This window comes from Vibrio sp. N418 (assembly GCF_000222565.1).
GTDB classification, from domain to species: domain Bacteria; phylum Pseudomonadota; class Gammaproteobacteria; order Enterobacterales; family Vibrionaceae; genus Vibrio; species Vibrio scophthalmi.
In genome coordinates, this window is record NZ_AFWD01000069.1 from 276,600 (window position 1) to 298,270 (window position 21,671).

A 21,671-nucleotide genomic window follows, 5' to 3' on the forward strand; every position below is an offset into this window, starting at 1 on the left:
AATCATCATGAAATCGTTACTTGATCTAATAGAACAGCATAAACAGGGCCAATCGATCGGCATTTACTCCGTCTGTTCTGCGCACCCACTGGTTTTAGAAGCCGCGATAAAGCAAGCAGTACAAGACCAACAATTGGTGCTGATTGAAGCGACATCAAATCAAGTGAATCAGTTTGGTGGCTACACAGGCATGACGCCACAAGATTTCGCCGACCATGTTTTTGCTTTAGCTGAACGTCTAAGTTTCCCGGCAGAGAAGATTGTCTTAGGCGGCGATCACCTTGGTCCTAACTGCTGGCAAGCTCTTCCTGCACAACAAGCGATGGATTACTCAGAGCAAATGATCCACGACTACGTCTGCGCTGGCTTTAAAAAGATTCACCTTGATTGCTCAATGTCATGTGCCGACGATCAAACCCCACTGAGTGAGTCAGTCATGGCTGAGCGTGCCGCTCGTCTGTGTTTAATTGCTGAGCAAGCATGGAAGAAAACTGGCGGAGAGGCACCACTTTATGTTGTCGGGACTGAAGTTCCTACACCTGGCGGTGCATTAGAGTCACTCGAAGACGAAGCACTTGAGGTTACCAAACCAGAACAAGCATTAGCGACATTAAATGCCCATCATCAAGCCTTTAGCGATTTAGGCCTTGGCTATGTGTGGCCTCGTGTTATTGGCCTAGTGGTGCAACCTGGCGTCGAGTTTGATCATCATAACGTGCATCACTATGAGAGTGAAAAAGCACAATCGCTAAGCCGCATGATTGACAGCCAGCCTCACCTTGTCTTTGAAGCGCACTCAACCGATTACCAAAACCCAAGCGCCTACTCGCAACTTGTACGTGATCATTTTGCGATTTTAAAAGTGGGCCCAGCTTTAACTTTTGCTCTGCGAGAAGCGTTATATGGTCTTGATCGTGCAGAGAAAGAGTGGCTAGGGACGCATCATGCCTCTCACCTGCGTGACACCATTGAGCAAGTCATGCATGAGCAACCTAACTACTGGCGCTCACACTATGCCAGCAAAGGCCATCAACAATTTCTTGATTGCAGCTACAGCTTAAGCGATCGCATTCGCTACTACTGGACACATCCAGAAGTTCAAGCTGCACAACAAGCCCTATTTGACCATTTAGCCGCTAAGCCATTACCGGTCACGCTACTGAGTCAGTATTTACCAAATCAGGCGAAAGCCATTTCTCAACAACAAATTGAAAACCATCCCGCTGACATTGTAATTCACAAGATTATGGAAGTGACTGAGGTCTATTCCGCAGCCTGTTATTCAAATGCAGTGGTTTGCAAGGAGACGATGTAATGAACCTATTTCTAGGCTACGAACAGCCATGGTTAGAGCAACATAATGGCATTCATACCGCAAAAGAAATTAGCCACCAGCCGCGTCTATGGCGTGCGTTGGCGGATATTTTAGAGCAGCAATACGATGCCGTTAGTGCTTTTTTAAATCCACTGCTCGCTCAACCAGAATTGCGCATCATTTTAACCGGTGCAGGCACGTCAGCCTTCGTCGGTGACGCCGCTGTTCCGTTTATTCAAGCCGGGTTACGTTTCCAAGTTGAATCGATTCCAACCACGGATATTGTCTCAAATCCAGAACAGTATCTAGATAGTAATCGACCAACCCTATTGGTTTCCTTTGCTCGTTCTGGCAACAGTCCAGAAAGTGTTGCTGCCGTAACATTGGTCGATCAATTGGTGCCAAATTGTCACCACCTCTTTTTAACCTGTAATGGCGAAGGTGCATTGGCCCGTTATGCAGAAAATGCCGATAACGCCTACTGCCTGCTGATGCCTGAGGGGTCAAACGATAATAGCTTTGCCATGACATCAAGCTTCACCTGTATGTTGATGTCAGCATTCACCCTATTTAGTGGTCAAACGCTCACGCAATGGCGCAATCAAATTGAAGCCACTGCCCGCTTATGTGATAGCAAACTGCAACAGTGGCCGCAAGCCATCAAACAGTTAGCTAAACAGCCTTATGAGCGTTTAATTGTACTTGGCAGTGGCGGCTTTGCTGGCCTTGCTCGTGAAGCTTCGTTGAAGTCTTTGGAATTGAGCGCAGGCAAAGTGATGACTACCTTTGACTCTTCCCTAGGTTTCCGTCACGGACCTAAATTCAGCATCAATGATAAGGCGCTGGTGATCCAACTATTTTCTAGTGACGAGTACACCCGCCAGTACGATTTAGACCTGTTCAATGAAATCCGTCGCGACAAACAAGCGCTGGCTCATATCGCGATTTCGGAAACCGCACTCAATGAAGAGGATGTCTTTGAGCTTGGCCAATTAGGTTTGGGCGATCAATGGCTCTGCTTCCCATACGTGCTGTTCTGTCAAATTTTGGCGTTTGAAAAGTCACTCCAACTGGGTTACGGCCCTGACAATCCATGCCCAACCGGTGAAGTCAACCGCGTTGTGCAAGGTGTCACGATTTACCCATTGAATAAATAACCGATTTTATAAGGAATTTACCATGCCAAATATCGTATTAAGTCGCATTGATGAGCGTTTAGTCCACGGCCAAGTCGGCGTGCAATGGGTCGGTTTTGCTGATGCAAACATCGTGGTTGTCGTCAATGACGAAGTAGCTGAAGACTCCATCCAACAAAACCTGATGGAAATGGTGCTGGCAGATGGTATTGCCATTCGTTTCTGGAGCGTGCAAAAGACCATCGACACCATCCATAAGGCTTCTGATCGTCAACGAATTCTTCTTGTATGCCGCACACCAAAAGACTTCCGTCAATTGGTCGAAGGTGGCGTAGCAATTAGCAATATCAACGTAGGTAACATGCACTACGTCGAAGGCAAAAAACAAATTGCCAAAACGGTTTCAGTGGGAACTGAAGACGTCGCGGAATTTGAAAAACTAAAAGCACTAGGGGTGAAGTGCACCATGCAAGGTGTGCCGACCGAAAGTGCAACAGACCTCTTTACTCTTATCTAATAATAAGGACACCAACCATGGAAATAGGACTCTTACAGGCAGTAATGCTCGGCATTCTCGCCTTCTTTGCTGGCCTAGATATGTTCAACGGCCTGACTCACTTCCACCGCCCAGTGGTACTTGGTCCGCTCGTTGGCCTAATTTTAGGCGATGTGCAAACCGGTATTCTTGTCGGTGGTACGCTGGAACTGATTTGGATGGGGCTCGCACCGCTTGCCGGCGCTCAACCACCAAACGTCATCATCGGCACCATCGTCGGTACGGCTTTCGCGATCACAACCCAAGTCGAGCCTAACGTTGCCGTTGGTGTTGCTGTACCGTTCGCCGTCGCTGTTCAAATGGGGATCACCCTACTCTTCTCAGCAATGTCTGCTGTGATGTCTAAATGTGACGAATACGCACAAAACGCGGATACCGATGGTATTGAACGTGTTAACTACATGGCGCTTGCTGTGCTGGGTAGTTTCTACTTCTTATGCGCATTTTTACCGGTCTACCTTGGCGCAGAGCACGCAGGAAGAATGGTCGAAATTCTACCAAAAGATCTGATTGATGGCTTAGGCGTTGCGGGCGGCATTATGCCTGCGATTGGTTTCGCTGTTCTGATGAAGATCATGATGAAAAATGCCTACATTCCTTACTTCATCCTTGGTTTTGTTGCAGCCGCTTGGCTACAACTGCCAATCCTAGCGATTGCTGCAGCCGCAACTGCAATGGCAATTATCGACTTCATGCGTAAATCAGAACCAACTCCTGCACCAGCAGCGGGCTCAGCAGAGGACTTTGAAGATGGAATCTAATGTAAGCAAAGAGCTAAACCTAAACGTCACAGATCCTGCAGTACAACCTGCACCAGGTGTTTCTTCTGATGAATATGAAAACAAGGAAATTGGCGCTGAATTAAGTAAATCTGACATCAATAAGATGGCGTGGCGCTCACTACTACTCCAAGCCTCTTTTAACTATGAACGTATGCAAGCATCAGGTTGGTTATACGGTCTACTGCCTGCACTGAAGAAGATTCACACCAATAAAGCCGACTTATCTAAGGCGATGCAAGGCCACATGGGCTTCTTCAATACTCACCCATTCTTGGTGACCTTCGTGATGGGTATCGTACTGGCGATGGAGCGTTCAAAACAGAACATCAACAGTATCCAAAGTACCAAGATTGCCGTGGGCGCGCCAATGGGTGGCATCGGTGATGCAATGTTCTGGCTGACCCTATTGCCTATCTGTGGCGGTATCGGTGCTGACCTTGCGTTACAAGGCTCAATCATGGGTGCGGTGTTCTTTATCGTCCTATTTAACGTGGTGCACTTTGGTCTGCGTTTTGGTCTTGCGCACTACGCCTACCGCATGGGTGTGGCGGCCATTCCAGTGATTAAAGCCAACACCAAGAAAGTTAGCCATGCCGCTTCAATGGTCGGTATGACCGTCATTGGCGCACTGGTTGCGACCTATGTTCGCTTATCAACCACGGCTGAAATTACAGCGGGCGACGCGGTAGTGAAACTACAGGCAGATGTGATTGACAAGCTAATGCCAGCCTTCCTACCACTGGTATACACGCTCACGATGTATGCCCTTGTGAAACGCGGCTGGAGCCCACTAAAACTGATAGGTCTAACCGTAACGCTCGCCATTGTTGGTCGCTTTATGGGCTTCCTATAGCGCTTAGCCACTTTCTGTAAACGAGAATTTAAAACGATAAAAGGGGCTGGCACGCCAGCCCCAAATAAGGAACGACAAATGATTGCTGTAATTTTATCTGGTCATGGTGGGTTTGCTTCTGGTATCGCGCAGGCGATTCATCAGGTGATTGGCGAGCAAGCTCAGTTCAAATTTATCGACTTCCCAGAAGAGTCAACAACCCCACAACTGGAAGCACAAATGCGCCAAGCCATCACGGATATCGATTCGGGTGAAGGGATTGTGTTTCTGACAGATTTATTAGGTGGAACGCCATTTCGCACCGCATCACTCCTGAGCCAAGAGCGCAATGATATCCAAGTGGTGACAGGAACTAACCTACAAATGGCGGCAGAAATGCTGCTCGAACGTGATGAACTCAATCTACTCGAATTTCGCGATCAAGCATTAGAGTGTGGCCACCGTGGTATCACTTCTTTAGCCGCTGAAATGGCATTACGTAATGAAAAAGAAGCAGTGGTAGAAGACGATGGAATCTAATCCCCGCCATTATCGAGCTCAGCGCCTACTGAATGGTGAAACTTGGCTCAATGATGCCGTTATCTCCGTCAATAGCGATGGCGTAATTAATGCGATTGAGGCCTTTGATGTCGCCAAGCATTCAAGCGTGATTCACTTAGGTGACGTTAGCCTAATGCCCGGCATGATCGATAGCCATGTGCATGGTGCGAAAGGCTGTGATGTTATGGATGCAAACCATGACTCACTCAACACTATGTCTGAGTTTTTTGCCAGCCTTGGCGTCACCGCCTTCGCGGCTACCACAGTGACGGCGCCAGTTGCAAAAATTCGCGCAGCTCTAAAGCAAGTAGCCAAAAGCAAACAACAAGGGGTTAATGGGGCAGAAATTCTTGGTGCGTATTTAGAAGGGCCTTACTTCACCGAGAAAAACAAAGGTGCACACCCAACGGAATGGTTTCGTGAACTCTCGGTTGAAGAGCTCGAAAACTGGATTTCGTATTCTGATAACCAATTAATCACCGTCGCACTTGCGCCAGAAAAACACGGTGCGATTGAAGCCATTCGCTACTTACATGAGCAAGGTATCAAGGTCATGCTAGGTCATAGCGATGCCAGTTACGACCAAGTTAAACAAGCACTTGATGCCGGTGCAAGTGGCATTGTGCATTGCTACAACGGAATGCGTGGATTGCATCACCGCGATCCGGGAGTGGTTGGCGCAGGGCTTCTTCATCCAAACAGTTATGTAGAAATGATTGCCGATGGTCATCATGTTCATCCGGCGGCTATCGAAGTGGCTCACCGTTGTTGTGGCGCCCGTATGACACTCATTACCGATGCAATGTGCGCTGCGGGCATGCCCGATGGTGAATACACCCTCGGTGAATACCAAGTGCAGATGCAAGATGGTGTCGTCACCACTGATTCAGGCGGTTTGGCAGGCAGCACGTTGACCATGCTAACTGCGGTACAAAACATTCAACGTTGGCTCGACATTCCTCTTGAGCAAGCGTGGCTGATGGCGTCTTTGACCCCAGCAAAATCCTTAGGCTTACAACATCAATTAGGCACTTTAGAAGTCGGTAAACGCGCTTCAATGGTGGCTATTCATTCAGATTTTTCAATTGCAAAAACTTGGGTTAACGGACGTCTCGTATTCGATGCCATTGCAACACCAAGTCAGGAGGCTTTATGTATCTAATCTCTTCTCGTGAAATGCTTAAACGTGCTCAACAAGGCGGCTACGCGGTTCCTGCATTCAACATTCATAACCTTGAAACCGTTCAAGTGGTCGTCGAAACAGCTTCAGAAATGGGATCGCCGGTAATTCTTGCTGGCACGCCTGGCACCTACGATTACGCTGGTACAGATTATCTGATCAGCATCTGTAAAGAAGCGGCGCACAAGCACTCGATTCCTTTAGTATTGCACCTTGACCACCATGAAGATCAACAAGATATTCAACATAAGGTACAACAAGGTATTCGCTCAGTCATGATTGATGGCTCGCACTATGCCTTCGACCAGAATATCGATATCGTTCGCTCTGTGGTGCAATACTGTAACCGTTTCGATGCCAGTGTCGAAGCAGAGCTTGGTCGCTTAGGCGGTCAAGAAGATGATTTAATCGTCGACAGTGCTGATGCCTTGATGACTGATCCAGCCTCCGCGGCAGAGTTCGTTCGCCATACTGGTATTGATTCACTTGCAGTGGCGATTGGTACTGCGCATGGTCTTTATAAAGCAGAGCCAAGACTCGACTTTAATCGTTTAGAGAAAATTCGTTCCGTCGTCGATATTCCATTGGTATTGCACGGCGCTTCTGGCGTACCAGATGAGATGGTGCGTCGCTGTATTGACCTTGGAGTTTGTAAAGTAAACGTAGCAACGGAGTTGAAAATTGCTTTCGCTGACGCCGTAAAACAGTATTTTGGCGAGTACCCAGATGCGAATGACCCTCGTAAGTACATCATTCCAGGTAAAGCAGCAATGAAAGAAGTGGTGATGAGTAAGATTCGCGTATGCGGTAGCGAAGGAAAACTTTAAACCTAGCTTAATCGGCTTGATGTGATTGGCTACTGAATCAATATATCGCTCCTGAATATAAAGACTCGTCATCAGATTGCATCAAGTTGGTAAGATAACACCATCCCCCCCTATAGTCGGTGTTATAACAGGGAGCCTCTAGTCAAGGCTCCCTTTTTTATTCTATTGCTGATTTAGCGTAGAGATAAACCATTAAACAATCGGGCGTTGACCACGATCGATAAGCTTCATCAATACATTGTCTGCCGCTTCGCCCATTAGCGCAGCCAGTTTCGACGTGATTTTTTTCTTCTCAACATAATGAATCGCTAGCACTGTCTTGTCTTTACACGCTTCAACCACCAAATCATCTGACGTTTTGATCTCATCGACTAAGCCAAGGCTTAGTGCTTGAGTACCAAACCAGTGCTCACCGGTTGCAACGTTTTCAAGATCAAGATCAGGGCGACGTTCACGAATAAAGTCTTTAAACAATACGTGGGTCTCCTCCAGTTCTTGCTTAAATTTATCACGCGCTTTATCGGTGTTTTCGCCAAACATGGTTAAGGTGCGCTTAAACTCACCTGCGGTGATTTGCTCGTATTCAATATCGTATTTTTTCAGCACTTTATTGAAGTTAGGCAACTGAGCAATCACGCCAATCGAACCGACAATCGCAAACGGAGCCGAAACAATCTTATCAGCGATACATGCCATCATGTAGCCACCACTGGCTGCCACTTTATCAACGGAAATCGTCAATGGCAGACCAGCTGATTTAAGGCGATCCAGTTGAGATGACGCAAGACCATAGCCATGCACCATGCCGCCACCAGATTCAAGACGAAGCAGAACTTCATCACCTTCACGAGCTACGGCCAAAATCGCCGTCACTTCTTCACGCAGTGACGCGACTTCTTTTGCATCAATGCTGCCTTTGAAATCAAGTACAAACAGATGAGCTTCACGTTTGCTTTCTAACTCACCCTCTTTAACCGCTTGCTTGATCTCTTTTTCGCGCGCTTTGTGCTTCTCTTTCTCTTCTTTCTTTTCCGCTTTGTCACGCGCTTTTAGAAAGGCTTCATCATGTAAATGGTGCTCTAATTGCTCAACCGTGTGTTTGTGTTGCTCGGTTAAATTAGTAATTTCTAGCTCGCCTTTCGACGCACCACTTTTACCACCAACACTTTTTACAATGATTAAAATCGCCACCAATGCGACTACCACAGTCACAATCTTGGCCAAAAATAGGCCGTAGTCCAACAAAAATTCCAAGCTGAATATCCTCTCACTGTGCGAATTGCTGTATTGTAACCATCTTGTCACGAAGACATAAAGCAGTTCATAACAATAAGGAAGCATAGCGTGGATTATTCAGTAGCTGACAACGCCTTAAAAGATAAAGTCATTCTTGTTACAGGCGCTGGAGCTGGTATTGGAAAACAAGCCGCCATCAGTTTTGCCCAACATGGCGCAACCGTCATATTATTAGGGCGTACCGTTAAAAAGCTTGAACAAACCTATGATGAGATTGAGCAAGCTGGCTACCCACAACCGGCCATCATTCCGCTCGATATGAAAGGCGCCAGTAAACAAAACTACTTGGATATGGTCGATACCATTGAAAGTCAATTTGGCCGACTTGATGGCGTACTGCATAACGCCAGTATTCTTGGTGTGATTAGCCCATTTGATCAAATTGGCGAAGACAGCTTTGATGACGTAATGCAAATCAACGTAAAAGCGCAATTTCTTCTCTCACAAGCGGTACTACCATTGCTACACAAAGCATCGGATGCTCGCATGGTGTTCACTTCATCCACTGTGGGTCATGTCGGTCGTGCTTTCTGGGGCACTTACGCGATGTCAAAATTTGCCACCGAAGGCATGATGCAAGTTCTCGCAGATGAGCTCAGCGATACGAACATTCGCGTCAATGCGATTAATCCGGGCGGCACTCGTACGGGTATGCGTACAAAAGCCTTCCCCGCAGAAGATAGTGATTTACTGAAAACACCGTTAGATATTATGCCACTCTACCTCTATTTGATGGCGCCTGAGGGCAAAGCGATTCACGGTCAATGCATCGATGCTCAACCGAAAAAATAACTAGCCTGACTTCAACGCCTTGTGATCCCACAAGGCGTTTTTCATTCTATCCCCTCTTGCAGTGTTTACAGGATAAATTATACTGTATAAGTATACAGGTACATTTATTCAACAACTGCCTATGTCTGAACTTATCGAACACCTAAAACAGAAACACGGATTGTGGCAAGGTAACGCCCAACATCAGCCTATTGACGCTCACCCAACGGGCTTTGCGTTGCTGGACTGCAAATTAGAAGGTGGCTTTCCAAAACAGGGCGTCATTGAACTGCAAAGCGTGACTGGTATTGGTGAACTGAGGCTACTATTGCCGCATCTGTTAAACAGCAGCAAAGAGCGTATGAGTGTTTTCATTCAGCCACCTGGCTACCTCTGCGCAGAAATGTTGGTCGAGCAAGGTTTCGATCTCGACCAGATATTGCTCATCTACCCAGACAACCCACAACATGCGTTATGGGCCGCCGAGCAATGCCTCAAAAGCGGCGCTTGTAGCAATGTATTACTTTGGCAATCTGAGCTGGAAGTACACCAAGCGCGTCGTTTACAAGTCGCTAGTGAAACTGGCCGCTGCTTGCACTTTTTATTCAAACAGCCACAACAACACCTATTCTCTCTTCCTGTGAGTTTAAGTATGCGCTTAGAGCCGCATCATCACGGACTAACCGTGACTATCACCAAACGTAAAGGGGGTTGGCCACATGGCAGTTTTGTCCTCGATATGCGTTCGCGCTGGTCGCAATTAGTGATTGCAGAGCCACAACCGGTCGTGATCCCTTTCCCGCTGCGCAAACAAGGCTAAACGATGCAATTATGGCTTTACCTACATTTTCCAACCCTGCAGTTGGATGCCCTCTTTGCTGAGAAAAACGGCCAAGCGATGGTGATCGTGGATGGGCAGCACTTTCAAATTGTGCAAGTCAACCCAGTCGCATTAGAGCTTGGCATTAAGGCCGGGATGGGGCTTGGTAGCGCCAGTGCGCTTTGCCATGAATTACAAGTACACCCTTATGATGCAAAGCAAGAGCAGCAAACCTTGGTCGATATCGCTCAATGGCTCTACTTGGTCACCTCCGATATTGTGTTACTTCCCCCGCAAGGGCTGTTACTCAAGGTTACCGATATGCTGTGCCTGTATGGGGGCATTGAGGCTTATTGGCAAACTTTATCGCAACATCTGGATAAGCTGGGCTATCGCTACGACTATTCCACTGGTTTTTCTCCCTATTCGGCGATGTTATTCGCCAAATCGGCCACCATGCTTATCTGTGATGATAAAGAACAGCTCATGGCGACCTTGCAACCTTTCTCGCTCACTTGCACCGAACTGGCTGAGAAACAAGTCACCGCTTTGCAACGAGTAGGCGTAAATACCCTCGCGGATTTACTGAGCTTACCCATGTCTGAGTTAGCGCGCCGCTTTGATATCGATTTAGTCAATTACGTCGGTAGATTACTGGGGCAATTCAAACATCCATTGGTCTTCTATCATCCACCAGAGAAATTTCATAGCTATCTTGAGTTACTCTACGAGATTGAGAATATTCAGTGGTTAGAAAGACCACTCAAAAAGTTACTTGAACGCTTAGAGCTGTTCTTAACTTTGAGAAATCATATCGCCTATGAGTTGCAACTCACTTTGCATCAACGAGATAAACAAAACGATACCATCACTTTTACCTCGGCCTGTGGCGATGCAATGGCCAAACATTGGCTGAAGCTGTGCCAACTCACATTAGAATCACTCAAACTCACCGCTCCAGTACAAGGCTTAACCTTAGCGATCGTGAGGGGTGGCGCGTTAGAAGCCACTAGCAGAGATATGTTTAACGGTCCACAAGGCCAGCAGTCACCACTAGAATTGGTTAGCCTATTGCAAGCCAAGTTAGGCAAAGAGAAAGTTCGTAAAGTGGCACTAAGCCAAGATCCGCGTCCAGAAAAGGCAACTCAACTGTGTGACCCAACACAATCAACACCACCGATTACTCATCGTAACATTGCACGTTGCCGCCCCAGTTTTTTATTGCCTGAACCCACACCTTTGCAAGAAAAAGTCTCCATAATTCAAGGCCCTGAACGTTTTGTTACTGGCTGGTGGGATGGTGGCGACATCACCCGTGATTACTTTATTGCCCGTAGTGAACAAGGTCGCTGGTTATGGGTTTTTCGCAACCAAGACAAACAGTGGTTTCTCCACGGTCAATTCAGTTAAACGGAGAAAATCATGGCCTATGCTGAGCTTTTTTGTCAGAGCAATTTCTCATTTCTTAGTGGAGCTTCACACGCTGAGGAACTGATTTTACAAGCGGATTTTCTCCGCTATCGCGCACTCGCCATTACCGATGAATGCTCGGTCGCAGGCGTAGTGCGAGCGCATACGGCTATCAAAAATCACCAACTTGGCGTGCAATTAATTATTGGCAGTATGTTTTGGCTTAATGAGGAATGCCAAGTGGTGCTAATCTGCCCTAATCGACAGGCCTATGCCGAGTTATGCCGCATTATTACCAATGCCCGCCGTCGTAGTGATAAAGGCCACTATCAGCTTTCTGAGTGGGATTTGATGTCAATTCGCCACTGCTTCATCATCTGGTTGCCCGCTCATCTACAGCCGGAGCATAAACAAACCGACCTCAAGTGGGGTCAATGGCTAGCTCAGCATCATCTGCATCGCTTATGGATTGGTGTACAACGCCATCTTGGCAGTAATGATCACGCCTACGTACAACACTGCCAATACTTAGCGGCCGAATTGCAATTACCTATCACCGCTTGTGGTGGCGTATTAATGCATACTGCCACTCGTCTGCCTTTGCAGCATACGCTCACGGCCATTAAACATGGCGGCAATCTTGACACTATTAGCGGTCATCTTTTGGTCAACACAGAGCGCTCACTGCGCAGCATCGATAAACTCAGCAAATTGTTTAAAGCTGAATGGTTGGCAGAAAGCAGCCTCATTGCTCAGCGCTGCAATTTCAGTTTGGCTGAACTCAAATATGAGTACCCCAGCGAACTGATCCCAGATGGTGAAACCCCAATGAGCTATTTGCGTAGATTAGTTGACGATGGCAAGCGACAACGCTTTGTTGATGGAATACCCCGTGATATTGAACAGACGATAGAAAAAGAGCTGAGCTTAATCGAAGAGCTCAACTATCCTTTTTATTTTTTAACCATTCACGACATTGTCATGTTTGCGAAACGGAGCAAAATCCTCTATCAAGGCCGAGGCTCTGCGGCCAATTCTGTGGTTTGCTACTGCTTAGAGATCACCTCGGTTGATCCACGCCAAATATCAGTATTGTTTGAACGCTTTATCAGTAAAGAGCGCGATGAGCCGCCAGATATTGATGTTGATTTTGAACATCATCGACGCGAAGAAGTGATTCAATACATTTATAAAAAATATGGCCGAGAACGTGCAGCACTTGCCGCTACCGTCATCTCATATCGTTTTAAGAGCGCAGTTCGTGATGTCGGCAAAGCGCTGGGGATCGAAGAGAGCCAACTTGATTATTTTATTAAAAACATCAATCGCCGCGATCGCGCTCAAGGCTGGCAAGCACAAATCGTTCAACTTGGTATAGAACCAAGCTCACTCAAAGGCGAGCAGTTTATCGGGTTGGTTAACGAAATCATGGGCTTTCCCCGCCACCTATCTCAGCATGTGGGTGGTTTTGTCATCTCTTCTGGGCCTCTCTACGAGCTTGTGCCCGTTGAGAATGCCTCTATGCCTGATCGCACCGTTATTCAATGGGATAAAGATGACCTCGAAAGCCTTTCCTTACTCAAGGTCGATGTTTTAGCACTTGGCATGCTCAGTGCGATCCGTAAATGTTTTTCTGTCATAGAGCGCTTTCATGGCGAGTCGTTGTCGATCGCTGAAATCACCCGTCGCCAAGATGATGCTAACGTTTATGGCATGATCCAACGTGCCGATACCATTGGCGTCTTTCAAATCGAGTCACGGGCACAAATGAGCATGCTACCAAGGCTCAAACCTGCCAGTTACTACGACTTAGTGATTCAAATCGCCATTGTGCGGCCGGGGCCAATACAGGGTGATATGGTGCATCCATTTTTAAAACGTCGCCGTGGTGAAGAAGCCATTAGCTATCCATCAGAAGAAGTGAAGCAAGTGCTTGAGCGCACCATGGGCGTCCCTATTTTCCAAGAACAAGTGATTAAACTGGCGATGGTTGCCGCCGGCTTTTCCGGTGGTGAAGCGGATCAACTACGCCGCGCCATGGCCGCTTGGAAGAAAAATGGCAATCTGGTTAAATTTAAAACCAAACTGATTAACGGCATGATCAGCCGTGGCTACGAATTGGACTTTGCTGAACGCCTCTTTGAACAAATACTAGGCTTTGGTGAATACGGCTTTCCAGAGAGTCATTCCGCCTCCTTCGCGGTGTTGGCTTATTGTTCTGCATGGCTCAAATTTTATTATCCTGAAGCCTTCTATACCTCGCTACTCAACAGCTTACCAATGGGGTTTTATAGCGCCTCACAGCTGGTGCAAGATGCACAGCGCCACGGCCTCACCATTTTGCCAATCTGCATTAATCATTCACTCTACGATCATCAAGTGATCGCACAATCGCAAGGGTTTGCTATTCGCCTTGGTTTTCGCCAAATTAAAGGGCTAAGCCAAGCCTGTTGTCAGCAATTACTCAAAGCCCGAGGGCAAGGACACTTTAGCCATCCGCAGCAGCTAAAACATATTGGACTTAATAAGCGAGACATCGAGTTACTGGCATCAGCCAATGCATTTCATACCATCGCACACAACCGTTATCAAACTCGTTGGTCGATGATGGACTCACTTTCTGATTTACCGCTGTTTCAACATATTGAAGATGCCTCGACTACCCATATCAGTGCGCCTAGCGATACACAAACCTTGCTCGAGGATTACTCTGCAACGGGTTTATCCTTAACTCAACATCCGATTCGTCTATTAGATCAAGCAGGCGTATTGGGCCGCTTTACTCGCATGAATCAGCTCGCGAATAAAGCGCATCAATCATTGGTAACGGTCGCTGGTGTTGTGACGGGGAGGCAATCACCAGGAACAGCCGCTGGCGTCACCTTTTTCACTCTTGAAGATGATACTGGCAACATTAATGTCGTGGTATGGCAAGCCACCGCCAGAGCGCAGCAACAGGCATATTTAGCCGCGAAAATTTTACGGGTGAAAGGCATTTTAGAACGCGAGGGCAACGTAATTCATGTCATTGCAGGCCGACTGGAGGACTTAACCAATCAACTCCAAGAACTCGATAGCCGATCTCGTGATTTTCATTGATATCATCAGCAGAAAGCAAAAAGGAGCCAAAAGGCTCCTTTTAAAATTACCTATGACAAGTTACAACTCGTCGTCAGCGTCCGTACTTCTTTTCTTGTATTCCCTATACAATAACAAGCCTAAGGTCATCACAACCTTCGACGTTAACCATATCATGCTTAGGAACTACCTTAAGGTTTCTGATGAAAAGTTGAATTTGATAGTTACACTCTATTTTAAATAACAAAATAGAAACCAAATACTACCACAAAATCAACCTAACTGCATGACAAATGGCTAAATAAGGAAAAACAATCTAGAGGCCAAGCACTTCTCTTAAACGGTTCTGCGTTACTTCAACCAGAAGATCGGGCTGGAATTTGGAAATAAAGCGATCACAACCGACTTTTTTCACCATCGCCTCGTTAAAGCTACCACTTAATGACGTATTAAGAATGACATGCAAATCCTTCATTTGCGGATCATTACGAATTTCATACGTGAGTTTGTAACCATCCATCTCTGGCATTTCAGCGTCAGTGATCATCAATAATAGTTCTTTGGTGACGTCTTTGCCTTGATCTCTCCATGACTGAAGTAATCTGAGTGCTTGTAAGCCATCACAACATTCAATGATGTTAAGACCTAGTTGGGAGAGTGTTCCCTTTACTTGCGCACGTGCTGTTGAGGAATCATCGACGATCAGAACATTACGTCCAACCATTTCCACGCTCAAACGCTCGTCTAATACACCTTCAGAGATCGATACATCGTAGTCGATGATCTCAGCCAAGACTTTCTCTACATCAATGATTTCGATAATACCGACCTCATTGTTGTCTTTAAGCTGAGTAATCGCCGTAAGGTAATTTGAACGACCTGCGGTTTTTGGTGGTGGCTGAATATCACTCCAAGTGGTATTCACGATGTTACGCACTTGGCCAACCAAAAAGCCCTGAACAGTACGGTTGTATTCGGTAATGATCAGGTTCTCTTCTTGATTTTCAAGACGAGATGGTGGGAAACCAATCGCCGCGCGCAAATCAATAACAGGCACAGATACACCACGTAGAGAAGCCACGCCGGTGATATTGTAATGAGCACCTGGCAATTTGGTTAGAGGAGGTACTTTTATCACCTCACGAACCTTAAACACATTGATTGCAAACATTTGTCGGCTGTTCAGGCTAAACAACAACAGTTCCAAACGGTTTTCACCCACCAGCTTGGTTCGTTGGTCTACAGTGTTTAATACTCCGGTCATAACAATTCTCTACAGCAGTTATTTACGTCGAACAAGCCTTGGTTAGTAAGGCTCAGTTGATTCATCCAAAAGTGCTAATATAGCAGCGTATTACCCTTCTATCACTTTCATAAGCAATAAGCCATCATATAGTGCCTGTTTTACGAGAGCCGCACCAGTCATAGTTGCTTGTTTATAAAAGCGTGACTCAACTAACTCAAGGTCTTGATGGTAAACAGGTAAGCTCTGCTCTCTAATGCATTTTTGAATTGCCGGATAAAGAATTTCTTTGGCTTGATTGATCGCCCCACCAATCAAGACTTTTTCTGGATTGAAAAGGTTAATCACTAGCGCAATGGCGAAGCCTAAATGCTCAGCCAATTTTTCAATCACATCTATTGCGAGTGGATCACCATTGGCCGCCGCTTCACAGATATCTTCAACCGATATTGATTCGATATCGGCCAACTGTGATGCTTCTCCGCGGGCAATGCGCTCTGTCACTTCAGTACGAATGGCTTGCGAGCTTGCAACCGTCTCTAAACAGCCGCGATTACCGCATTGACACATTTTCCCTTGTGGATCGATTTGAATATGCCCTAACTCACCAATGTTGCCATGTCGCCCTTGCAACACACGACCATCTAGAATAATCCCAGCCCCCAAACCATGGTGAATCGAAATCAAAACGGAATTTTCGTTCTCTTGCGAATGGCCAAATAACTTTTCAGCGAGCGCCCAAGAACGGGTATCGTTGGCAATGAAAACTGGTAATCCCGTGGCCTTATAAATTTCAGGACCCAAAGCGAGATTTTCGACATTGTAGTGCGGCATTTGCAATACGATACCTTCCTCGGCATTGACAAGGCCAGGTAAAGTAATCGCAATACTGGTAACACGATCGAGCTGATCGGAATAGGTTTGAAAGAACTCATCGATTTCATGCAGCAGACGAGCAAGCACATCTTCTTGATCAATTTCATGAATATCGATTTTGGTATCGATAAGCACATCACCACCAAGCTCGTGTAGCGCGATCGTTAAATACCCACGTCCAAGACGCATCGACAGGAATTGCCAACCTTCATTGTTAACCTGTAGGCCAACCGCAGGACGTCCACGACTGGTGGCTTCTTGCACTGTCGTTTCATGGATAAGATGGGCATCAATCAACTCACGGGTAATCTTGGTGATACTCGCAGGTGCAAGTTGGCTCTCTTTCGAAAGATCAATACGGGATATTGGCCCTTTTTGGTCGATGAGTTTATATACACGGCCAGCATTGACTTGCTTGATATGATCAATATGGCCAGGTTGAGCCATGTACATAAGGTAACTCCAATATTCAACAACTAAGTAATTTTTTTACTTTGCGAAGTAATTGTGAAGCCCCTTGATAAATCGCCGTGACAACCGTCACGTATAAACCGAATTGTTTGTGTGCCCTGTCATATAGCGCAATGATATTTGCCAATAATAATCGGTTATTTTGCGATGATAAAAATCAAGATATTTTGACTTAGGTCACGAGTAATCTAAACGAAATACTAAGCATTCTCATAATAACCTCGATGAGGTCGCGCTAACTTGCCCGATTGAGGCTGGCATTAAATTGGGTCAAGCCACAACGATCAAAGGCTGCGACACAGCGAAATCCAGCATCAAGGCCTAACTGATAGTCATGCCGCAATTCTTCTTCACTGCTCATTAACGAACTCGACAACAACGGTTGTGCAGGCTTGATCTGAACAATAAAACAATCGTCCGGCGGCTGGTTGAGAAAATCTTGAGTCAGTGAATAAGTCTGATAATGCACCATCAGCATATCCGCTAGGCCCGAATCAAAATTGTCACCTAACAAATGACTAAGTCGGTAGATATCATCGGCGCCAAATAACCAGCGCCCACCATTAAGAGAAACAAGATGATGATCTTTCAGTTTTTGCAACTGAGATCGGCTAATACGTTCATTTAAGAACTGGTTCCAATCAAGTTTCCACTGAGTCAACTTTTGCTGCCAGTGTTCTTGCGCTACATTCAGCGAATCTCGATACCACTCAACCTCTGAACGCTCTGAAACCAATGGTTCCGCGTCTGGCATATCATCGCTTTCAGTACGAATCACCACAATACAACGCGAACCTTGTCGCCACGCTTCTTGCACCGGAATTGAAGCGGAGACTCCACCATCAATATAACGGCCATGTTCAAACGCTACTTCATGTTCATATAGACGAGGAATAGCACAACTGGCAATCAGCACTTTCTTCCAATCATCATTCAGCATCGGTAAATAGCAATCAATCAGGCGGCTACTATCGGTAACAGCAGCAAAAGCCTGCCGATTCCCCAACGTGCGACGTCCCATATCGATATCAAGCTTGTAGGGATATTCACTGATCTTGTCCAGCGCCCAATCAAGTCCTAAATAGCGCTTACGACGGATATAGCTAAATAAGTGAAAAAATTCGGATGACGTAGTGAGATCGAGGATAAAAGAGCGGCCAATGCCTTTTTGTCGACAAAGAAAAGCCGCTAGATTAAGCGCCCCTGCCGAGGTGCCATAAAAACGATGAAAGGGATCGAAATCAGAGAGAAGAAAAGCGTCTAACACACCGGAAGTAAAAATACCTCTTTGCCCACCACCTTGAGCAACAAGCGCGTTTAGGCCGCCGGTGTATTTAGACAGTCGATCAAGGTCGACTCTACTTGCAGTGTTTGTGATGACACCGCTGTTATTCATTACAACTGCGCCTTAAGCGGTTGCAATAGCGATAACACCAAAGCCGATAATCATAGCAAAGATCGCCGCTGTAATGATTAGGGCATATTTAAATTCTACTTCCATAAGCACCTCCACATCTGCTTAACAAAAAAATAACACCTGACTTGAACATATTCAATTTTTGTCGTTTTTTCGTGCAAAAATGTGGTGCTAACATCACAAATACTAAGGATTTAGTTCATACATTTTATCTTAGTTTTTCTTTATCCCTTATATGGTGTTTTACGTCGGAGTACTCTTACTCAGTTGGGTATTATCCGGCCAAGCGTGCCAATAAACGCTCTCCTGCAACTTTCGACCATTCAAGTTGAACTCATCATGTTTTGGTAACCGCCAGCATCTCAAAACATCAATGCTAAGGAATAAAACGTAAATTTTGATTGTTTTTCTATTTTGCGACTAATCAGTAAAAACAAAACCTCATTGAGCATTTATTAGTCATACTGCCTAATTTTTACAAAAAGTTGATCAAACCGACATTTTTAACTTATAAAGAATCATACCAAGAAGCAATAGCAAATAAGCCGTACAAAACACTACTCAAACCCCAAAAATACATCAATCACACCAACATTAAACTTATCAGTAACATTTACAATCTATTGCATTAACCAGATTAAATCGTTAGTCTCTTTAGCACGCGTAGCTGAAAATATCAGTTTTCGCAAACACACATCGTAAGTTCAAGAACAATATTCTGAGTTTTCTTTAGGCCAACAACATTTAAATCTAAACTTTTGCCATGTCATGGATGATAGCGCAAAGGACATTGCGCACTAACTAGCACTTTGCCCCTTCATCCGTTTCTGGCGAACAGGCCAAAGAAAAGCTTCATACCTCAGGGAGTTGTATACAGGAGTAATCTATGAAGCGAGAACAATGGGGATCAAGAGCTGGGTTTATCTTAGCTGCTGTAGGATCGGCGATTGGCTTGGGTAACATTTGGCGTTTCCCATACATGGCCTATGAGAATGGCGGTGGCGCCTTTTTCATTCCTTATCTATTTGCCATGATCACTGCGGGTATTCCATTCATGATTCTGGAATTCAGCATGGGGCAAAAATATCGTGGCAGTGCGCCAAAAACCCTCTCTAAAATCCACGCCAAATTTGAGTGGTTAGGCTGGTTCCAAGTGGGTGTTGCCGCGGTTATCGCGGTTTACTATGTCGCGGTCATTGGCTGGGCGATTTCTTACTTTGGTATGTCGTTTACCCAAAGTTGGGGAACCGATACTAACGCATTTTTCTTTAGTGAATACTTAAAGTTAGGTGGTGACAACTCACCAACAGCATTAGGTAGCATTCAATGGAACATTGCAGGCGCTATGTTACTGGCATGGGCCATAACCTATGCTGCGATTGTTGGTGGCGTAAAATCTGGGATTGAACGTGCATCAAAAATCATGATGCCGATTCTATTTATCATGGTGCTACTACTGATTGGCCGCATGATCTTCCTTCCTGGAGCTCTAGACGGTGTGAACTACATGTTCGAACCAGACTTTAGCAAAATCTGGGATGTCAAAGTTTGGGCTGCTGCATATGGACAGATTTTCTTCACTCTAAGTATCGGGTTTGCCATCATGTTGGCCTACTCTAGCTACTTACCAGAGAAGTCAGACATCACCAACAACGCTTTCATGACGGTTTTGATCAACTGTGGCTTCTCTATCTTAGCCGGTATTATGATCTTCTCTGTATTAGGCTACATGGCGCAAGAGCAAGGTAAACCAATTACTGAGGTTGTCAGCGCTGGCGTCGGTCTAGCATTTGTTACTTTGCCTGCAGCAATTAACTTATTGCCAGCACCTTACATTCTTGGTCCACTGTTCTTCCTCGCTCTAGTCGTGGCAGGCTTAAGCTCTCATATCTCAATCATGGAAGCGGTAACCTCGGCCATCATTGATAAGTTGAACTGGAGCCGTAAGAAGGCGGCCAACATCGTTATCGGTACAGGAGTCGTGGTTTCAATGGCTTTCGCTACCAATGGCGGCCTACTGCTCCTTGATTTGGTTGATCACTTTGCTAACAACGTCGGTATTATGTTTGGTGGTTTGGTTGAGATTGTATTGATGGCATGGCTACTAAATAAAGTGCCAAGTGTACGCGAGTATGTAAACTCAACCTCTGATTTCACTATCGGTCAATGGTTCGATATCTGTCTACGCTTCATCACACCAGTTATGTTAGCCGTGATTCTAGCAACGAAGATCCAAGAGCTATTCACTGATGGCTACGGTGGCTACGATCTAACACTAGGTTGGGTTGTGATGGGGGCACTATTGGTGTTCGGTCTTATTCTTAACGCTGCTAGCAGCAAGCAGGAGGCATTATCATGACTACAGGTGCAATCATCATGCTAGTTATAGGGCTTAGTATCACTTGGGGTGGCGCGGCCATCTGTATTAAGCGAGCAATGAACAAGCAATAATGAGTCAAGCAGTCACGACTGCATCATTCATTCACAATGCCGGCCTCTGAGCCGGCATTGTTTTCTCGGTTATCGGCTCGAAATAGCAGCGAAGCAAAATAAGTGTTGCGCCTAAAAATGATATTTAGCACCAAGGGCGGCACCAATCTCTAACTCCCATCCTCTATGCATATTCAGCTCAGGGTGAACTTGTCCATACACTTGCCAACCTTGACTAACCTGATAGCTAACCCCCAATGGTACTCTCGCACCAAAGTCACCATCCCATTCACCCCAGCCACCAACACCAACGTACCAATCGATCGGTTCTTCAGTGTTAAATTGACCTCGCTTTGCAATGTAATCAAACGCACCACCTTGGTTGCCGATAATAAAACGATACTGATTGTCCAGCTCAACGACGACACTAAGCTGTTGATCGACCGCCATGCCAACCGCAAGATCTGTCGGTTGTTCGCTGCTTGCCAGCGCTTGAGCGCTTAATACCGTCGCACCTAAACCCATCACCAAGCGACACCACTGCTTATTCATACCCCTACCCCAAAATTTATCAATAAAGGGATCTATTGTCTTAAAAGCCCACTTTCAAACGTCAACACAAGGTTAAGTGGCTGCCAGAATCGTGACAAACGCGTAAGAAGCGAGAAAG

20 protein-coding genes are annotated in these 21,671 nt (G+C 46.0%); 14 read left to right on the forward strand and 6 right to left on the reverse strand.

The annotated features are described in order from the left end of the window. The first annotated feature begins 7 nt into the window (after window positions 1-7). The 8 genes from RH86_RS15805 to RH86_RS15840 all read left to right on the forward strand — a co-directional run bounded on the left by RH86_RS15805 (window position 8) and on the right by RH86_RS15840 (window position 7,189). Entirely contained in the window at window positions 8-1,315 is a 1,308-nt protein-coding gene (locus RH86_RS15805; RefSeq protein ID WP_009387202.1) for a D-tagatose-bisphosphate aldolase, class II, non-catalytic subunit, read from the forward strand. Further along, entirely contained in the window at window positions 1,315-2,472 is a 1,158-nt protein-coding gene (locus RH86_RS15810) for an SIS domain-containing protein (RefSeq protein WP_009387203.1), read from the forward strand. Before RH86_RS15805 ends, RH86_RS15810 begins: the two co-directional genes overlap by 1 nt. Before the next feature lie 22 nt (window positions 2,473-2,494). Beyond that, window positions 2,495-2,968, forward strand: a complete 474-nt coding sequence (gene agaV / locus RH86_RS15815) for a PTS N-acetylgalactosamine transporter subunit IIB (protein ID WP_005596004.1) — start codon at window positions 2,495-2,497, stop codon at window positions 2,966-2,968. Window positions 2,969-2,985: 17 nt separating this feature from the next. Next, entirely contained in the window at window positions 2,986-3,768 is a 783-nt protein-coding gene (gene agaW / locus RH86_RS15820; protein WP_009387204.1) for a PTS N-acetylgalactosamine transporter subunit IIC, read from the forward strand. Then, window positions 3,758-4,642, forward strand: coding sequence for a PTS N-acetylgalactosamine transporter subunit IID (gene agaE / locus RH86_RS15825; RefSeq protein ID WP_005596001.1), 885 nt, complete (start codon window positions 3,758-3,760; stop codon window positions 4,640-4,642). Before agaW ends, agaE begins: the two co-directional genes overlap by 11 nt. A 78-nt stretch (window positions 4,643-4,720) precedes the next feature. Further along, entirely contained in the window at window positions 4,721-5,161 is a 441-nt protein-coding gene (gene agaF / locus RH86_RS15830; protein WP_009387205.1) for a PTS galactosamine/N-acetylgalactosamine transporter subunit IIA, read from the forward strand. Next, window positions 5,151-6,344 carry an N-acetylglucosamine-6-phosphate deacetylase gene (nagA, locus tag RH86_RS15835; RefSeq protein ID WP_009387206.1) on the forward strand — a complete coding sequence of 398 codons (1,194 nt, stop codon included), beginning with the start codon at window positions 5,151-5,153 and terminating at the stop codon, window positions 6,342-6,344. Before agaF ends, nagA begins: the two co-directional genes overlap by 11 nt. Next, window positions 6,335-7,189, forward strand: a complete 855-nt coding sequence (locus tag RH86_RS15840) for a tagatose bisphosphate family class II aldolase (protein WP_009387207.1) — start codon at window positions 6,335-6,337, stop codon at window positions 7,187-7,189. Before nagA ends, RH86_RS15840 begins: the two co-directional genes overlap by 10 nt. Before the next feature lie 192 nt (window positions 7,190-7,381). Here RH86_RS15840 and sohB read toward each other — a convergent pair whose 3' ends face one another. Then, on the reverse strand, window positions 7,382-8,443 hold the full coding sequence (gene sohB, locus RH86_RS15845) for a protease SohB (protein ID WP_005595997.1): 1,062 nt from the start codon (window positions 8,441-8,443) through the stop codon (window positions 7,382-7,384). Between the two features lie 90 nt (window positions 8,444-8,533). Between sohB and RH86_RS15850 the strand changes: the two genes are divergently transcribed. From RH86_RS15850 to RH86_RS15865, 4 genes are all read left to right on the forward strand, one after another. Next, window positions 8,534-9,277: a YciK family oxidoreductase gene (locus RH86_RS15850; protein WP_009387208.1), complete on the forward strand. Its 744-nt coding sequence runs from the start codon at window positions 8,534-8,536 to the stop codon at window positions 9,275-9,277. A 121-nt stretch (window positions 9,278-9,398) separates the two neighbouring features. Further along, window positions 9,399-10,076, forward strand: coding sequence for a translesion DNA synthesis-associated protein ImuA (gene imuA / locus RH86_RS15855; RefSeq protein WP_009387209.1), 678 nt, complete (start codon window positions 9,399-9,401; stop codon window positions 10,074-10,076). 3 nt (window positions 10,077-10,079) lie between these two features. Next, window positions 10,080-11,486, forward strand: coding sequence for a Y-family DNA polymerase (locus RH86_RS15860; protein WP_009387210.1), 1,407 nt, complete (start codon window positions 10,080-10,082; stop codon window positions 11,484-11,486). A 12-nt stretch (window positions 11,487-11,498) separates the two neighbouring features. After that, window positions 11,499-14,585 (forward strand): error-prone DNA polymerase, encoded by a 3,087-nt coding sequence (locus RH86_RS15865; RefSeq protein ID WP_009387211.1) that lies wholly within the window; start codon window positions 11,499-11,501, stop codon window positions 14,583-14,585. A 295-nt stretch (window positions 14,586-14,880) separates the two neighbouring features. On the opposite strand, the gene RH86_RS15870 is transcribed toward RH86_RS15865, so the two are convergent. From RH86_RS15870 to RH86_RS20440, 4 genes are all read right to left on the reverse strand, one after another. Further along, entirely contained in the window at window positions 14,881-15,828 is a 948-nt protein-coding gene (locus tag RH86_RS15870) for a chemotaxis protein CheV (protein ID WP_009387212.1), read from the reverse strand. A 90-nt stretch (window positions 15,829-15,918) separates the two neighbouring features. Beyond that, the gene (locus RH86_RS15875; RefSeq protein ID WP_009387213.1) at window positions 15,919-17,136 is read right to left on the reverse strand and encodes an ROK family protein; all 1,218 of its coding nucleotides are present in this window, start codon (window positions 17,134-17,136) and stop codon (window positions 15,919-15,921) included. A gap of 253 nt (window positions 17,137-17,389) precedes the next feature. Then, the gene (locus RH86_RS15880; protein ID WP_009387214.1) at window positions 17,390-18,550 is read right to left on the reverse strand and encodes a patatin family protein; all 1,161 of its coding nucleotides are present in this window, start codon (window positions 18,548-18,550) and stop codon (window positions 17,390-17,392) included. Window positions 18,551-18,562: 12 nt separating this feature from the next. After that, complete coding sequence (locus tag RH86_RS20440; protein ID WP_009387215.1) at window positions 18,563-18,655, reverse strand: YnhF family membrane protein; 93 nt, start codon at window positions 18,653-18,655, stop codon at window positions 18,563-18,565. An 802-nt stretch (window positions 18,656-19,457) separates the two neighbouring features. Here RH86_RS20440 and RH86_RS15885 point away from each other — a divergent pair. Then, on the forward strand, window positions 19,458-20,930 hold the full coding sequence (locus tag RH86_RS15885; protein WP_009387216.1) for a sodium-dependent transporter: 1,473 nt from the start codon (window positions 19,458-19,460) through the stop codon (window positions 20,928-20,930). Beyond that, the gene (locus RH86_RS20315; protein WP_009387217.1) at window positions 20,927-21,022 is read left to right on the forward strand and encodes a MetS family NSS transporter small subunit; all 96 of its coding nucleotides are present in this window, start codon (window positions 20,927-20,929) and stop codon (window positions 21,020-21,022) included. Before RH86_RS15885 ends, RH86_RS20315 begins: the two co-directional genes overlap by 4 nt. 111 nt (window positions 21,023-21,133) lie before the next feature. On the opposite strand, the gene RH86_RS15890 is transcribed toward RH86_RS20315, so the two are convergent. Continuing rightward, window positions 21,134-21,553 (reverse strand): hypothetical protein, encoded by a 420-nt coding sequence (locus tag RH86_RS15890; protein ID WP_009387218.1) that lies wholly within the window; start codon window positions 21,551-21,553, stop codon window positions 21,134-21,136. Between the last annotated feature and the right edge of the window lie 118 nt (window positions 21,554-21,671).

Excerpts from the sequence above, each read along its gene's own strand:
- RH86_RS15805 (WP_009387202.1), top strand. The coding sequence starts at position 8 with ATGAAATCGTTACTTGATCTAATAGAACAGCATAAACAGGGCCAATCG.
- RH86_RS15810 (WP_009387203.1), top strand. The coding sequence starts at position 1,315 with ATGAACCTATTTCTAGGCTACGAACAGCCATGGTTAGAGCAACATAAT.
- agaV (WP_005596004.1), top strand. The coding sequence starts at position 2,495 with ATGCCAAATATCGTATTAAGTCGCATTGATGAGCGTTTAGTCCACGGC.
- agaW (WP_009387204.1), top strand. The coding sequence starts at position 2,986 with ATGGAAATAGGACTCTTACAGGCAGTAATGCTCGGCATTCTCGCCTTC.
- agaE (WP_005596001.1), top strand. The coding sequence starts at position 3,758 with ATGGAATCTAATGTAAGCAAAGAGCTAAACCTAAACGTCACAGATCCT.
- agaF (WP_009387205.1), top strand. The coding sequence starts at position 4,721 with ATGATTGCTGTAATTTTATCTGGTCATGGTGGGTTTGCTTCTGGTATC.
- nagA (WP_009387206.1), top strand. The coding sequence starts at position 5,151 with ATGGAATCTAATCCCCGCCATTATCGAGCTCAGCGCCTACTGAATGGT.
- RH86_RS15840 (WP_009387207.1), top strand. The coding sequence starts at position 6,335 with ATGTATCTAATCTCTTCTCGTGAAATGCTTAAACGTGCTCAACAAGGC.
- imuA (WP_009387209.1), top strand. The coding sequence starts at position 9,399 with ATGTCTGAACTTATCGAACACCTAAAACAGAAACACGGATTGTGGCAA.
- RH86_RS15860 (WP_009387210.1), top strand. The coding sequence starts at position 10,080 with ATGCAATTATGGCTTTACCTACATTTTCCAACCCTGCAGTTGGATGCC.
- RH86_RS15865 (WP_009387211.1), top strand. The coding sequence starts at position 11,499 with ATGGCCTATGCTGAGCTTTTTTGTCAGAGCAATTTCTCATTTCTTAGT.
- RH86_RS15870 (WP_009387212.1), bottom strand. The coding sequence starts at position 15,828 with ATGACCGGAGTATTAAACACTGTAGACCAACGAACCAAGCTGGTGGGT.
- RH86_RS15875 (WP_009387213.1), bottom strand. The coding sequence starts at position 17,136 with ATGTACATGGCTCAACCTGGCCATATTGATCATATCAAGCAAGTCAAT.
- RH86_RS15880 (WP_009387214.1), bottom strand. The coding sequence starts at position 18,550 with ATGAATAACAGCGGTGTCATCACAAACACTGCAAGTAGAGTCGACCTT.
- RH86_RS20440 (WP_009387215.1), bottom strand. The coding sequence starts at position 18,655 with ATGGAAGTAGAATTTAAATATGCCCTAATCATTACAGCGGCGATCTTT.
- RH86_RS15885 (WP_009387216.1), top strand. The coding sequence starts at position 19,458 with ATGAAGCGAGAACAATGGGGATCAAGAGCTGGGTTTATCTTAGCTGCT.
- RH86_RS20315 (WP_009387217.1), top strand. The coding sequence starts at position 20,927 with ATGACTACAGGTGCAATCATCATGCTAGTTATAGGGCTTAGTATCACT.
- RH86_RS15890 (WP_009387218.1), bottom strand. The coding sequence starts at position 21,553 with ATGAATAAGCAGTGGTGTCGCTTGGTGATGGGTTTAGGTGCGACGGTA.